13 protein-coding genes, 1 pseudogene and 2 CRISPR repeat arrays are annotated in these 14,194 nt (G+C 68.3%); of the genes and pseudogenes, 6 read left to right on the plus strand and 8 right to left on the minus strand.

Going from position 1 to position 14,194, the window contains the following annotated elements:
• Positions 1 to 44: 44 nt before the first annotated feature.
• Positions 45 to 842 (minus strand): carbon-nitrogen hydrolase family protein, encoded by a 798-nt coding sequence (locus AC0VYP_RS11080; protein ID WP_475473885.1) that lies wholly within the window; start codon positions 840 to 842, stop codon positions 45 to 47.
• 437 nt (positions 843 to 1,279) lie between these two features.
• On the opposite strand from AC0VYP_RS11080, the gene AC0VYP_RS11085 reads away from it, so the two are divergent.
• Positions 1,280 to 2,287: an oxidoreductase gene (locus tag AC0VYP_RS11085; RefSeq protein ID WP_475473887.1), complete on the plus strand. Its 1,008-nt coding sequence runs from the start codon at positions 1,280 to 1,282 to the stop codon at positions 2,285 to 2,287.
• 176 nt (positions 2,288 to 2,463) lie between these two features.
• Positions 2,464 to 3,408: a CRISPR direct-repeat array (repeat unit 29 nt; unit sequence GTGAGCCCCGCGCACGCGGGGATGGACCG).
• Between the two features lie 184 nt (positions 3,409 to 3,592).
• On the opposite strand, the gene AC0VYP_RS11090 is transcribed toward AC0VYP_RS11085, so the two are convergent.
• Positions 3,593 to 3,781, minus strand: a complete 189-nt coding sequence (locus tag AC0VYP_RS11090; RefSeq protein ID WP_285761821.1) for a DUF397 domain-containing protein — start codon at positions 3,779 to 3,781, stop codon at positions 3,593 to 3,595.
• Complete coding sequence (locus tag AC0VYP_RS11095) at positions 3,778 to 4,599, minus strand: helix-turn-helix domain-containing protein (protein WP_285761822.1); 822 nt, start codon at positions 4,597 to 4,599, stop codon at positions 3,778 to 3,780. The genes AC0VYP_RS11090 and AC0VYP_RS11095 overlap by 4 nt, the downstream gene beginning before the upstream one ends.
• A 335-nt stretch (positions 4,600 to 4,934) precedes the next feature.
• Here AC0VYP_RS11095 and AC0VYP_RS11100 point away from each other — a divergent pair, with 335 nt between their 5' ends.
• The 4 genes from AC0VYP_RS11100 (at position 4,935) to AC0VYP_RS11115 (ending at position 9,489) form a co-directional block, all read left to right on the plus strand.
• On the plus strand, positions 4,935 to 5,903 hold the full coding sequence (locus tag AC0VYP_RS11100) for an ATP-binding protein (protein WP_475473889.1): 969 nt from the start codon (positions 4,935 to 4,937) through the stop codon (positions 5,901 to 5,903).
• Positions 5,904 to 6,047: 144 nt separating this feature from the next.
• Positions 6,048 to 6,344 (plus strand): helix-turn-helix domain-containing protein, encoded by a 297-nt coding sequence (locus tag AC0VYP_RS11105; RefSeq protein WP_475473891.1) that lies wholly within the window; start codon positions 6,048 to 6,050, stop codon positions 6,342 to 6,344.
• Entirely contained in the window at positions 6,334 to 6,861 is a 528-nt protein-coding gene (locus AC0VYP_RS11110; RefSeq protein ID WP_475473892.1) for a Scr1 family TA system antitoxin-like transcriptional regulator, read from the plus strand. The genes AC0VYP_RS11105 and AC0VYP_RS11110 overlap by 11 nt, the downstream gene beginning before the upstream one ends.
• A 302-nt stretch (positions 6,862 to 7,163) precedes the next feature.
• Positions 7,164 to 9,022: a CRISPR direct-repeat array (repeat unit 29 nt; unit sequence GTGAGCCCCGCGCACGCGGGGATGGACCG).
• A gap of 107 nt (positions 9,023 to 9,129) precedes the next feature.
• A complete protein-coding gene (locus tag AC0VYP_RS11115; RefSeq protein ID WP_475474225.1) occupies positions 9,130 to 9,489 on the plus strand; it encodes a right-handed parallel beta-helix repeat-containing protein in 360 nt (119 codons plus the stop codon).
• A gap of 53 nt (positions 9,490 to 9,542) precedes the next feature.
• Here AC0VYP_RS11115 and AC0VYP_RS11120 read toward each other — a convergent pair whose 3' ends face one another.
• From AC0VYP_RS11120 to AC0VYP_RS11135, 4 genes are all read right to left on the minus strand, one after another.
• Positions 9,543 to 10,988: an ASCH domain-containing protein gene (locus tag AC0VYP_RS11120; protein ID WP_475473893.1), complete on the minus strand. Its 1,446-nt coding sequence runs from the start codon at positions 10,986 to 10,988 to the stop codon at positions 9,543 to 9,545.
• Between the two features lie 4 nt (positions 10,989 to 10,992).
• The gene (locus AC0VYP_RS11125; protein WP_475473895.1) at positions 10,993 to 11,595 is read right to left on the minus strand and encodes an AAA family ATPase; all 603 of its coding nucleotides are present in this window, start codon (positions 11,593 to 11,595) and stop codon (positions 10,993 to 10,995) included.
• Positions 11,592 to 12,497: a hypothetical protein gene (locus AC0VYP_RS11130; RefSeq protein ID WP_475473896.1), complete on the minus strand. Its 906-nt coding sequence runs from the start codon at positions 12,495 to 12,497 to the stop codon at positions 11,592 to 11,594. The genes AC0VYP_RS11125 and AC0VYP_RS11130 overlap by 4 nt, the downstream gene beginning before the upstream one ends.
• A gap of 255 nt (positions 12,498 to 12,752) precedes the next feature.
• Positions 12,753 to 13,148: a hypothetical protein gene (locus tag AC0VYP_RS11135; protein ID WP_475473898.1), complete on the minus strand. Its 396-nt coding sequence runs from the start codon at positions 13,146 to 13,148 to the stop codon at positions 12,753 to 12,755.
• A 475-nt stretch (positions 13,149 to 13,623) separates the two neighbouring features.
• On the opposite strand from AC0VYP_RS11135, the gene AC0VYP_RS11140 reads away from it, so the two are divergent.
• Entirely contained in the window at positions 13,624 to 13,824 is a 201-nt protein-coding gene (locus tag AC0VYP_RS11140) for a hypothetical protein (protein WP_475474375.1), read from the plus strand.
• On the opposite strand, the pseudogene AC0VYP_RS11145 reads toward AC0VYP_RS11140, so the two are convergent.
• Positions 13,781 to 14,166, minus strand: a pseudogene (locus tag AC0VYP_RS11145) (IS5 family transposase); the annotation flags it as partial. The gene AC0VYP_RS11140 and the pseudogene AC0VYP_RS11145 overlap by 44 nt on opposite strands.
• Positions 14,167 to 14,194 lie beyond the last annotated feature (28 nt).

Here is a 14,194-nt window from a genome sequence, read left to right on the forward strand (position 1 = left end):
CGCGCCGCGCCGAGACCGCCGGCCCCGGCCGGACGCCTGCACGGTCAGCGGGTGAGACGGGCGTTGCGCAGCACCGGGATGGCCGAGCGCACCGACTCCACGGCCTCGGTGTCGATGTCGGCCACCAGCACGCCGGGTGCGGCCCCGAGCACGGCGGCCGGTTGCCCGTTGGGCGCGATCACCGCGCTGTAGCCGATGCCGCGCGGCGCGGTGCCGGTGACCTCCTCGCCCGAGGCCGCGGGGTCGGCCTGGCCGCAGGCCAACACCCACGAGGTGCAGTCCAGGGCGCGCGCCCTGGTCAACAGCTCCCACTGCTCGCGCTTGCCCTCGCCCGCCCCCCACGAGGCACCCACCACGATCGCCTCGGCGCCCGCGTCGGCCAGGCGCCGGAACAGTTCGGGGAAGCGCACGTCGTAGCAGACGGCCAGGCCCACCCGCAGCCCGTTGACGTTGACGGTCACTACGTCCTCGCCCGGCTGGACGGCGTCGGACTCCCGGTGGCCGAAGGCGTCGAAGACGTGGATCTTCTGGTAGACCCCCTCCACGTCCGCGCCGGTGGCCAACAACAGGTTGCGCACCCTCCCGTCACCGGCCGGCGCGAACATCCCGGCCACCACCGCCACCCCGTGCTCGCGCGCGATCGCGCGCACCCCCGAGGCCCAGGGGCCGTCCAGTTCCTCGGCCGCCGCCGCGAGGTCGGCACCGAAGTGCGCCATCGCCGCTTCCGGCAGCACGACCAGTCGCGCCCCGGCCTGGGCCGCCTCGGCCACGGCCGCGCGGACCAGGCCCAGGTTGGCGTCGGGGGAGTCGGTCGAGGCGATCTGGCAGAGCGCCACGCGCATGGGGACATCCTTTGCGGTCGGCGGCCCGGTGGACCGGGCCGGTCACTACGATTGCGCATCCACGTTGTATATAAGGAGGGTCGTCGGCCGCGTCGGCTCGGGACCGAGCTTACGAGTTCCTGAAAAGGACACCCACCTCTTTGCCCCGCTGATATCGGGCCCGCCCGGCGCGGCCTCACCCCAGGCGGGGCGAAGCGGGCGATCGAGTCCACCGGTCCGGCTCCCGGATCGCCTGTACCGGCGGATACCTGCGGCCCCGCGCACCGAGGACACCCGAGGCGGACCGTGGCGAGAACACCGGTGGCCGCCCCGGGGCCGGCCACCGGTGGAACCATCGCCCCGGACCACGGTGTGCAAGCAGATGCCCGACCCCATCCCTGCCCCTTTCACCGCCACGCCACGCCGTCCCCGCCACCGCTGTTCGGGGACGGTAGGGCATGATCGTCAGTGCCCTTGTCGCCTTGCCGATCGGAACCGCCATGCCGCGCTGGAGCGCCGCCGACATCCCTGACCAGTCCGGGCGCACCGCCCTGGTGACCGGGGCGGGCGGCGGCCTCGGCCTGCGCGTCGCACTGCACTTGGCGCAACGGGGCTGCCGCGTCCTCATGGCGGTCCGCGACACCGCGCGCGGAGAGGCGGCCCTGGACCTGCTGCGCGCCCAGGTGCCCGGTGCGGCGGCCGAACTGGTCGAGGTGGACCTCGCCGACCTGGAATCGGTGCGCAAGGGGGCCGCCGAGGCCGCGGAACGCACCGATGCCCTGGATCTGCTCGTGGACAACGCCGGGGTCATGGCCGTCCCCCGCCGCACTCTCAGCGCCCAGGGCTTCGAGCTGCAACTGGCCACCAACCACCTCGGCCACTTCGCGCTGACCGGCCTGCTCCTGCCGCTGCTGGAGGCGGCTCCGTCGGCGCGGGTGGTGGCGGTGAGCAGCATCATGCACAAGTCCGGGCGCCTCGACTTCACCGACCTCCAGGCGGAGCGCCGCTACAGCCCCATGACCGCCTACAACGCGGCCAAGCTCGCCAACGCCGTCTTCGCCGTCGAGTTCCAGCGCCGTCTGGGCGCGGCGGGCTCCCCGGTGATCGCGATCGGTGCGCATCCCGGGGTCGCGACCACCGAACTCGGCCGCAAGGGCCCCCGCCTGGGCGGGGGTGGGACGCTGGGAGCACTCTTCGACGCCTTCGCCCAAATCGCGGGGCACTCGGCCGAGGCCGGCGCGCTTCCGCTTCTGCGGGCCGCCACCGACCCCGGGGTGCGGGGCGGCGAGTACTACGGCCCCGCCGGCCTCGGCGGCCTGCGCGGTGCCCCCGTCTCGTGCGCCTACCACCGTCGAGCGTATGACCCCGAGACGGGCCGGCGACTGTGGGCGGAGTCGGAACGGCTCACGAACGTCACCTACGACCTGCCCCCGGCCCCGTTCGGAGGACCTGTCGGCCCAAGCTGAACCGAAGTCCCGCCGGACTGTGCCGGGCACAGCCCACAATGCTCGGGGATGCTCCTGAACCTCCAGGCCGCAGACAGCGACCCGCGCTCTTCGCTACGGTTGACGCGAGGACGGTGCGACGGCGAAAAGCCAGATCTCATTACGATAACGCCCCGCAAAGTCGCAGGTCGTTAACTGTGAGCCCCGCGCACGCGGGGATGGACCGACGGCGTTCGGCCGGTCCTCGATCTCCCAGGTGGTGAGCCCCGCGCACGCGGGGATGGACCGCCGCCGGCCGGGTCTACCGCTTGGCCTTTGGCGTGAGCCCCGCGCACGCGGGGATGGACCGGCGGCGCCGTCGCGCTCGTGGAGGAGGTCGGCGTGAGCCCCGCGCACGCGGGGATGGACCTCCCCGTGCCCCATCCGCTCGTCCTGCAAGATCGTGAGCCCCGCGCACGCGGGGATGGACCCCCGATCAGCAGTCCTAACCTGGCCAAAAGGCAGTGAGCCCCGCGCACGCGGGGATGGACCGTAACCCACCCCCGACCGCCCGCCGCGCCTGCCGTGAGCCCCGCGCACGCGGGGATGGACCGGTTCGACCTCTGTCCGGCGTCATCGGCGCACCGTGAGCCCCGCGCACGCGGGGATGGACCTCCCGTCGATCGTGTGCATCTTGTGTTCAGTCAGTGAGCCCCGCGCACGCGGGGATGGACCCCCGTCACCGTGCCAGAGAACACCGCGTTGCCGGTGAGCCCCGCGCACGCGGGGATGGACCGTCGGCGGCCTTCTCCGTGCGTCCGGGCCTGCGGTGAGCCCCGCGCACGCGGGGATGGACCGTGGACCTCAACCCGCACCAGGACCCAATCACCGTGAGCCCCGCGCACGCGGGGATGGACCGGAGCCGGTGACAGCAGGGTGCTCACCTGCGGAGTGAGCCCCGCGCACGCGGGGATGGACCGTGCAAGGCGCCCCGGTGGCGTGGGCAGCCACTGTGAGCCCCGCGCACGCGGGGATGGACCTCGTTGATTTCATGGGTGGGGCACAGGACACTGGTGAGCCCCGCGCACGCGGGGATGGTCCCTCTGATCGACTCTTGGGACACCACTTCGGATTGTGCTCCCCGCGCACGCGGGGATGGACCCATGGTTGCCAGCAAGGTCGTTACTAGGGTTGGCGGTCCGCTTGCTTCTCTTTTGTTGCGACGTTCGCCTCGTGTGAGGCATCCGTACGGCTTGTTTCGTCGATACCGTTCCTCTCGCTGGCCAGTGCTGGGTGTGACAAAACCCCCGGAGAGGCCCCCGAGGGTTGTCGTCGCTTGCTGTGCGGTTACAGGTGTCCCGTCTTCACCTCGGCAAGGAAGGTGCCCCATGCTCCGGTAGAGACGCCGATGGGTCCGAGGTCTCGGTTCTGGGTGTCGCGAACCAGTACGGTATGCGCGCTTTCAGCGACCTCTACGCAGTGACCGCCGGTCTGGTTGCTGTAGCTGGACTTGTGCCAGGCCAGGTCTGTACTCATGAGAACTCTCCTCGAATCTCTTCGATCAACTTCCGAGACGCTGGCGGGGGTAGCGCCGCGCCACGTAGATCCCCAAAGTGGCGGGTGTATGCCGCTACCACCTTGGCATCATCGATTGCCAGCGCAGACATTCGGGTCTCCATGTAGACGGCTTCACCCCGATCCGGGACTGTGAAGAGTGAGAAGGCTTCGGAAAGCCCCGGAGGGTATTCAGTGCTAAGGGGAATGACCTGCGCGATTACTCGCGATTCTGATGTTGCTTCAAGTAAGCGTGTCAACTGTTGTGCCATCACCTCAGCTCCTCCGACCGGGCGCCGCAAGACCGCTTCGTCAAGGATTTCGACCAAATGAGGGGGGCGACGCTGAGGATGTGAGGTGAGGACGGATTGGCGGCTCATGCGAGCCGAGACCTGTTCTTCGACCTCGTCATCTGTGTAGCTGGGCTGCCCGGCGCGCAGGATTGCCCGTGCGTAGCTTTCCGTCTGTAGCAGTCCTGGTATGAGCATGGGGTTGTACTCACGTAGTTCGGACGCCTGTTGAATCAAGGTTGCCAACCCCCTGAACCAGGCTGCCAGTCCGTTGCCCTTGTTCGCCGCGTGCCACAAGCGGATCAGGGAGCCTTTGCTTGAAAGGGCTTGGTCGATTCGTTCAATATGCTCCAGTTTTGGAGCTTGTACGCCGCGTTCGAAAGCGCTCACCAGGCCGTACGAAATTGAGACCCGGTCGCCGAGTTGACCTTGGGTCAACCCGGCCTGTTCGCGCCATCTCTTCAGTTCTCCACCGAACCCCAACCACTGAGATTTAACTCTTTTTGGCATGCTTCAAGTTTATTCAAAAAACATTGAAAGCACATGGGCTTTTTTGAAGAAAAATTAGGGGTTCAGTTCAAACGCTAGACGCTGTGAGCTGGCTTGGAGAGTCTTGTTGTGAAGCACTGCTTAGCGCTTAAAGGCGGCATTTGTGCCGTTGAGACGTAAGTGGCCCTGTCCAGCGCTCCCAACGCCGGGCAGGGCCTTAAGCCCCCACGACTGGAATGGCCAGGTGGAGACTCTATGGACAAGGTTAGTGCCCGACTCGCCCCTCAACGCTCCTTTGTGCGAACAGCCCGGCGGGTGCGCTTCTACGTACGACGCGTGAATGGCTGGGTGGCGTGATGACGGTGTGCGCGGCGGTGTTTTCCGGGGTTCCCGGCAGTGTGGCCGAGGTGCGGCGGTTTGTGGCCGCAGTCCTGGCTACCGCCCCCGAAGGGGTCGTTCCCCCTGAGGTGAGTCAGACCGCTGGGTTGTTGGTCAGTGAGTTGGCGACCAACGCCATCACGCATACCCACAGCGGTGATCCGGGTTCGTCGTATGGCGTGGAGGTGCGGGTGGATGCGGGCAGGGTGCGCGTGGAGGTGAAGAACCGCCATCCCCACGACGTGTTGGACCGTCCCCGCGTGCGCACTCCCGTTGAGGACGCCGAGCACGGGCGCGGGCTGTTCCTGGTCGCGGTGCTGTCCACCGAGTGGGGCGCTATGGCCCACACGCAGGGTGTGTTCTTCACCCTGGAATGGGTGGTGGGAGCCCCCGCCGAAGAGGCGGCGGTCCTGGCCCGGGCGCGACCGTGCGGGGAGAGAGAAGGGCATTCGGTGGACCGCGCTCGTCCAACGGCCGCACTCCACCGAAAGAGGACCCCGCCTCGTTTGCTCTGTCTGCTGGCGTTGGTGAGTGTGTTGGTGGTGGCGGCGGTGATGCCTGCCCGGCGAGTGGGCCGTCACTGTGCCGGTGCCCCTGGTGCCGTGTCGGGTGTGTTCGGGCCGCAGCCTGCGCCTGTGCGTCAGGCGCGGGTGGTGCCGCGTATCCCGGACTATCCGCGTTTCGCGGAGGTGGCGGAGTCGCATTCGGCTCTGTGGGAGGTGACCTACCGTTACGGCGAAACTGCGCCTTATGCCGCGCGCAACCGTGTCACCGCACACGTCGTGGCGGTGTCCGACATCGAACTGTTGGACCACTGCCTGCACGTGTACGAGCCGCCCTCACCGCTGCGGGCCTACACCGCACCGCGCGTGCGCGCTCACGATCTCGGCGCCGAGCAACGGGCCCTGGACGACCACGCCGGCTCCTCGGACCGCCCCGGCCGGTGAGTGACCGGCCCTCCCGGCCCTCAAGGGAGGGGTCGCGCGTCTGTTCACCCCGGCACGCGCGGCCCCTCTCACCCCTCGACCACCAGGTGTGCGCCTGCTTCTCACGGCGTGTGCCGGTTTTACCCGAACGGACCTTTCACTCTCATGTCTTGCACTGCCCCCACCCCCACCCCCACCCCCACCGGCCCCGACCCGGATACGCCGCTGGAAGGCGTCCACGGCGGCCTGTTGATGAACCACCAGGTCGCGACCCTGTTCGGGGTGGATGCCTCCACCGTGGCCCGCTGGGCCAACAAGGGCCTCATCACCTACGTGACCACCCCCGGCGGAGCACGCCGCTACCCCGCAGCCCAGTTCCACGACCTGCTGCGCGAAACCCCGCGCACCGGCCCGCTGGGTCACGCGGACTCTCTCGGTCGGAATGCTCCTGATGGGCGTTGACGTCTCCGGCGCGTTCGTCAAACACCAACGCAACCTGGCCTTGGATGAACCCCATGGCCAGATCCGCGCCTTCGCCCCCTCGGTCGTGCCCGCCCCGCTGCAAACCGCGACCTATGCCCGCACGGTCCTGACCGCTTCGGGGTTGCTGCGACCTGAGCATGTGGAAGAGGTCGTAGCGATCCGTACCCGCCGTCAGCGCCTGCTGATCGACGCCGAACACTCCCGCGCCTACGTGCTCACCGAGACGGCGCTGCGTCGTCCTATTGGCGGGGTGGAGACCATGACCGAACAACACCTGCTGCTCCTGGCGTTGGCCGAGCTGGCCCACGTCACCCTGCGCGTCCTGCCCGAGAAACAGGATCCTCCGGTGATCTGGTCCTGCGGGTTCACCATGACCGAGAACGCCACCACCGTGGAAGCCATCCCCTTTCCCTTAGCGTTGCCGATCACCGACACCCGCCACTACCTCGCCCACTTCCAGGACCTCCTCCACGCCGCCCACCCCTACCGCCTTTGAGTGGGGATCGGAAGGAGTGTCGTGCCTGCTCAGCGCAGGTGATCGATGAGTCGTGAGGGGGAATGCGGACGGTTTCCTTCCGCGATCGCTTCCGCCTTCTCCGTGTGGTGGGGTCGTGGCATCTGTTGGAGGTCCCTGCTGTGAAGCCCTGTTTGGTCGCGTGTCGTGGGCGTAGTGCCTGGTCGGGGGTGGGGGAGTGGTTGGTCTGACAGGGGGTGGGAGTGGGTGGATAATAGGGATGCTGGACGCCTCACCGGAAATCTCATAATGGTAACGGCTCGCAAAGTGCCAGGTCATTAACTGTGAGCCCCGCGCACGCGGGGATGGACCGAACTGCGATCAGCAGCTCCGAGTGGGTGAGGAGTGAGCCCCGCGCACGCGGGGATGGACCGGTGAACGGCTGGATTGCGGTCAAGCTAGACTCGTGAGCCCCGCGCACGCGGGGATGGACCGGAACCCCCCATGGACACCGAACTCGTCATCGCGTGAGCCCCGCGCACGCGGGGATGGACCCACGGTCAACCCGGCGATTATCATGGTTGAGGAGTGAGCCCCGCGCACGCGGGGATGGACCTATCCTCACGACCCGCATCCGGGATCTCTGGCGGTGAGCCCCGCGCACGCGGGGATGGACCCAGATCAACTGGTGGGACCCCGACGCCACCGACGTGAGCCCCGCGCACGCGGGGATGGACCGCGGGCTTTGGCCTCTGCCTGGTGTCGGGCGAGGTGAGCCCCGCGCACGCGGGGATGGACCGTAGGGGTCCCGCCCACGCGCGAAGTGGACCCCGTGAGCCCCGCGCACGCGGGGATGGACCGTTGACGGCGGACTCTAGGTCGCCGCTTCGTGCGTGAGCCCCGCGCACGCGGGGATGGACCGGCGCGTTGACCCTGCCCGTGGACGTGGCCTGGGTGAGCCCCGCGCACGCGGGGATGGACCGCGCCGACCGGAAATTGATCTGGGTGGCCCCCTGTGAGCCCCGCGCACGCGGGGATGGACCGGCGTCGGCCGAAATGGAGTTGGCGCGGGTAAGGTGAGCCCCGCGCACGCGGGGATGGACCAATTCTGGTAGGACAGGAGCGTCCAGAGTCTGTGAGCCCCGCGCACGCGGGGATGGACCGTAGTACGAGCGCGGGAAATCCGACTCGATATCGTGAGCCCCGCGCACGCGGGGATGGACCGCCGCCCTCGGGTCCGTCGAGCTCGCGTGGGTCGTGAGCCCCGCGCACGCGGGGATGGACCGATTAATGTCATCCCAGTATCGGGCGGGTGGGGGTGAGCCCCGCGCACGCGGGGATGGACCGTTCCAGGCGCCCGTGGACGCGGGGGCTGGCTGGTGAGCCCCGCGCACGCGGGGATGGACCCCCGCATCGTCGCGGCGGGCGACGTGGACTGGCGTGAGCCCCGCGCACGCGGGGATGGACCCGGCCTCCACAATGGTCTCCCGGGCAGCGTCCGGTGAGCCCCGCGCACGCGGGGATGGACCGCTCCACCGGTTCTCGGTGCGCGACCGCCGGCGGTGAGCCCCGCGCACGCGGGGATGGACCGCACAGGCTCAACCTGGCGGACGGCAAGAACCAGTGAGCCCCGCGCACGCGGGGATGGACCGAAGCGGTAGGCGGAAGCACGAAAGCCCCCCGGTGTGAGCCCCGCGCACGCGGGGATGGACCGTCCGCCGACACCATCGCGCAGACCGCCCAAGAGTGAGCCCCGCGCACGCGGGGATGGACCGCGTTCGGTTTATCGGTGGATTCATCTTGGCAAGTGAGCCCCGCGCACGCGGGGATGGACCGATTGTTCTGGTACGCCACGGCTGATGCCCCCTGTGAGCCCCGCGCACGCGGGGATGGACCGTACAGCCGCGTGGCGGTGTGCGTCATCTGGGGGTGAGCCCCGCGCACGCGGGGATGGACCGCTGATCATGGCCGAGGCGCCCGCGCTGGTCAGGTGAGCCCCGCGCACGCGGGGATGGACCTCCATGTGGCGCGGACACCTCATCAACCCACTCGTGAGCCCCGCGCACGCGGGGATGGACCGCCCGGCACCCATATCGGTCACACCGTCTACGGGGTGAGCCCCACGCACGCGGGGATGGACCGGAGCACGGCAAGGAGGCCGGGGAGATCGCTGAGTGAGCCCCGCGCACGCGGGGATGGACCAGCGCGAACGGTCTCAGGAGCGCGCGTGACGAACTACTCGATTGCCCGGAACACGTTGACCGGCATTGGGAATACCGGCATCAGCCAGTTGGGACCCGTCACGGTCTGATCGGAGACAACACCATCAGCGCGTCGGGAGGGGCGGGGATCTCCGTCAACTCACGAGAGACGCCGGCCGCTGACGGCGCCGACGTGACCGTCTCCCGGAACACCATCACCAGTGCCGGGAACAACGGGATTCACATCCTGGGCGGGCGTGCCCTGACACTCGCCGACAACCGCATCGGCCAGGCGCGCGCGTACAGGCTCCAGATTTCCAGCGGCGCCGGCAGGCTCCACATTCACGGCAACCGAGTACGTGACACCGGCGACACAACGGAGGTGTTCAGGTACGGCAACGGCCTACGCGGGTCGAGCCTCGCCGACGGATCGACGGACCCTGTCACCGCACCGGTTGACCGGACATGACGACGCCCCCGCCCTGGGTCACGCCCAGGGCGGGGGTGATTCGTCGTGTCCGGCTACGCTTCGACGAGCTCGATCCCGATCGCGATCACGCCCAGGGCTTCGCGTTCGGGCGGGTAGATCTCCCTCACGTTGCGAAGCTGGTCGTCGCGGGACGCGGTCGGGTTGACCGACGAGACGGGTTCGTGGTCGAACATCTCGTCGAAGTCGGTGTACCGCGCGATTCTGGTGATGCGGGTGAGTATTTCCTCGTCGCGGCACTTGAACCGCAACAAGTCGCCTTCCTTCAACCTCTTGCGCGATGAGTCGTTGACCCTGATCTCGGTCGTCTTCTTGCCCGAGGCGATCAGGTCGAAGTACCGCTTGTAGATGCCCATCTCGTGCGCGCGGGGGCGCTGGTCGAGGTCGGCGGGTCGGTCGGTCATGAGTCGGCCTAGTTCTTTGACGGTGAAGCTTCTGAAGAAGTGCTTCGGGTCGGTGAGCAGTTCGCCGACGAGCCACAACAGCGCGTTGACGTAGTGGTCGGTGTCCCCTTCCCACTGGGTCGTGTCGAGCATCCACGGCTCGACATCGGCCGGCAACGCATCCGAGCCCCGGTCGCGCAACAGGGACTTGGAGAGCTTCGCACCGGTCGGCGCGAGTACCTGGGGGGTGAAGATCCGCAGCGGCATCCGCGCCCCGGGGGTGCCCAAGACGCCGAGGGCGCCGTCAACAAGCTGTGAGCCGAAGGCCCAGTCGCCGCCCTTGAGCATCACGTGAAGGGTGTCGGTGTCGCGCACGAGCAAGCGCTCTTTAACGAGGTTCCGGTACAGGGTGGCCAAGTCGAGGTAGGCGTCGTTCTCGGGGTTGACGTCGATCTCGTAGGCCCCGTGGTCGAGGCAGGCCGCAGCGAAGCGGGCGCCGTCTTCGTCGAGGTGCACGAGCTTGGTCCGGTCGGCGCGCTTCTCCGCCCAGCCGCATTCGGGGCAGGGAAGGCGGGTGTGCACGACCCCGTGTGACGGTGCCATCCACCACCGGATCTCGTCGAGCCGTTCCAGAGTGCGGAGGAATTCGGCGCGGAACGCCGGACTCGACTGCTGGTCGGTGTAGGTCTCCAACGCGTAGTCGGTCGCGGTCGCCTCGGACAGGGAGTCGAAGAACGCCCGGTAGTACCGGCTGATCAGTTCGTTGACGCCGGTCTTGCCCAGGGCGTGAAAGTAGGTGGCCTGGTAAGCATGGTGGGTCTCGGGGTCGAGCACGACGTCATAGGGCGCGTTGTCCAGCGCGCCGAAGCGAACCGAGGTCTCGACCGGGAACTCGCGCCGGGCGATCTTGGCGAGTAGGAACGCGGCCGTCTGAACCAGGTTGGTCCCCAGGTGCGGGGCGCCGTTGATCTGGGTTCCGACGACGAACTCGATACGCCGAGGACGCATGGCGTGGACACGGGGCCGCAACATGTCGATGCTGCGCAGTAGGGCGTTGGCCAGAACGGAGTTGGGTGAGATCAGCAGGGGGGCCGACACGGTGTCACCTCTGGGGTTTGGGTATGCGCACGTTCGTGAGGATGAAGTTGACCCGGTGCTCGGCCGACTCGGCGGGAACGAAGGTCGGTTCATACCCGGCGTCGTAGTAGCCCTGAACGATCAGCTCGTGAACACGCCTGATCTCGCGTTCCTTGGCCCACACGATGTCGTCGGGGTCTTCGAAGCTGTCGAGGGGGTCGAGCACGAACACCGTGTCGTAGCGGTAGATCCGGTTCGCCTCTTCGAGCTCGGCGGACGGCGACAGGCCGAAGAACCGTTCCCACCCGTAGCTGTCGGGGATGCCGCGGTTGTAGAAGCGGATGCCCGACTTCTGCGCTTCGTACTCGGCGATGAACGCTTCGAGCACCTCAGCGGCGTACTCGCGCCGGTCTTCGGTGCGCAGGTGCCGGCCGAGGCGCTGTCGGTGCTTGCGGTAGATCTCCCGTCCGGGTTCGGTTTCCATGCACGGGATGTCGTGCTTGATCAGCTCGGCGATGACGTCGTCCTTGCCGGCCGAGGGGCCGCCGGTGATGGCGAACCGCCTCGGCGGGTTGTCCTTGGCTGCTTCGATCACCGCGGCGAGCCGGTCGTTCTGCGAAGTGGTCATGTCGTGTCCTTGTCGGTGGTTGTGCGCCGTTCGAGCCACGGCGCCGACCAGGTGTTGCCGAGGGCGACCTCGGCGCGCATGGCAGCGATGAAGCCGTCGCGGTCGCGGTGGTCTCTCCCCGCGCTGGTGAGCTTGTCAACGTCGTCGGCGCGCAAGGGCGGTGTCCATCCGGCGAGCGCGACCAGGTCGCCGGATGAGGCGTCGGCGAGCGCGCCGAATCCCTCGGCGGGGTAGGCGTCGAGGTAGTCGTCGGTGTCGGCGCGCAAGACGCCGTATCGCCATGCCGCGGTGACCGACTGCCGGATGATCTCTTGCGGGTCAGCGTCCATCGCGGCCATCTGATCAAGGGTCAGCAGTTCGGCGCGAAGGGCGTAGATCGCCGCCCAGACGCGCGAGAGCTGGGTCTCGTGCTCGGCGAGCTCCCAGGCGAACACGTCGTAGGGAAGGGCCGGCATGTCCTTTGGAGCCGGGGTGAGTCGGGGAGCCGCGGCCGGTACCGCGCGGAACTGTTCGGAGTCCTGCCACAGCATCCGTGCGAGCCGCTTGACGAGCCGGGGCTCAACGCGCTTGCGGAAGTGGTTGACGTCGTGCCCGCACGCCTTGGCCGCGGCATCACGCCGCTTGGTGAGCGTGGTCCCCGGCTCTCCTGGGGGAAGGCCGAACAGGGCGCGTACCGATTCGGCGTACCGCGCGTCGTCGAAGCGCAGCAGCAGTGTTCGAAGGACGGTGTTCAGGGCCGTGGTTCGGGAAGCGGTGTCGGCGGGGTCGGCCGCACGCACTAGGACGGAGCGTAACGACAACAGGCCGGGGTCGGCCCCTGGAGGTACTGGAAGGCCCTTGCGGAGAAGCGAGGCCACAGCCGAACTCAAGAGCTCGTCGGCCTCGGGGGGGTCATGGGGCATGTGACCAGTGAAACACGATGCCCAGAAAATGCCCAGCGATTGCGCCCAGAAAATGCCCAGTCTGTGAGCGGGCAGCAGAACGGGGCGCCGCCCACTGGTCGGCGCCCCGTCGTTGGGCCCCCGCGTGCCCGGGACGTCTACACCAGGAACGCGGGGACCCAACGAGTGAGCCCCGCGCACGCGGGGATGGACCGCCGGCCCCGCGCAACAAGAAGTGTTGCGCGGGGCCGGCGCCGGAGTCTCGCCTCAGACCGACTACGTGTCGAAGCAGCCTTCCTTGACCTCGCCGATGTTGCCGCTCAGGCCGTGGTCAACTACGTGGCTGCCGGTGGAGTTGCCCGCGGCGATGAAGCACTCATAGCCCCCGCCTCCCAGGCTTTCCCACCGGACCCCGATCGAAATCGGGGCGAGGCACTGGTTGGTGTAGTTGATCGTGGTGGTGATGTTGCCCCGTTCCCAGTTGAAGGTCGCGTTCGTGGCGACGGGGGGCGCGCCGCACGGGATGGTCAGGCTTCCCGAAGGGGTGGGGTTGGCCATGGCCTGCGCCTCGACCGGTTCCGCCGCCTGGCTGGTGGCGGCGAAGGCCGGAGCGCCGACGAGTACCCCGGCGGCCATGGTCGAGATGGCGAACGCGATCGATGACTTGCGCATAAGTGTCCTCATTCCAGGAAACGTTGGGTAAGCGGACGCCTACCGGAACAGGACACTGGCATAAAAAGACCTCTTTAAGCATCCATGAATACGCACCATGGCCGGATGCGGACAAAAATGCTAAAAGGGAACTTTTATGGACACCCTGCCTGTGGCGGCTGGCTCCAGAAGAGCCAACAGCTATCGCGCCTGTTAGCCACGGTCTGCATACAGACGATTCATCTAGCTGTCGCCCGTCGTGTCGGCGGTCCCGATCCCGGCCGCTACGCATAGCTCCACAACGGCTGCATCCTGGGAGGCGCACTGCGGCGCCACCACATGCCCCTCCAAGTCGAGTGCGGTCCAGCGCGGGCGCCCCGCCGGCGTGGTCTCCCGGCGAAGCGCCCCCACCGGGCGCGTGCCCTCGGTCAGAGGTGAGCCCCGCGCACGCGGGAATGGACCTCGCACAGTGGTGCCGGATGGGGGGAGCGCATGAGTGAGCCCCGCGCACGCGGGGATGGACCCCCTCCGGTCCACCACCTCCGTAGCCACCGGCTACGGCCCCACCTGCACCCGCAAAGTCCGAAACGCCGTCAAGGCCGCCATCGTCTCCCAGTTCAAGCCGACCGCCGTGACCAAAGCCCGCGAGCTCATCGAGAAGGGAGGCATCGTTGCCATCCGAGCCCCACACAGGTGAACCGGGCGCAGTCGTTGGTGTTGCCGCCCGTGATGACGAAGCCGAGCGGGCGGCCCCGACCGTCGCAGGCCAGGTGAACCTTGCTGGTCAGGCCGCCTCTGGACCGGCCGAGGGCCGGGGCGCGGAGCCCCTTTTTCGGGCCCCGGCCGCATGCCGGTGGGCACGGACGACGGTGGAGTCCACGGACACCAGCCAGTCGATGTCGCCCGCCGTGTCCGCCTCGGCCTGGGCGGTCCGCAGCATCCGGTCAACCGTTCCGTCCGCCGCCCACCTGCGAAAACGAGTGTGGAGTGTGGCCCACGTCCCGTATCGCTCGGGCACGTCGTGCCAGGCCGTCCCGGTGCGGAACCCAGGCAATGGCCGCCGTGTT

It is taken from the genome of Nocardiopsis sp. iso_186 (assembly GCF_056173365.1).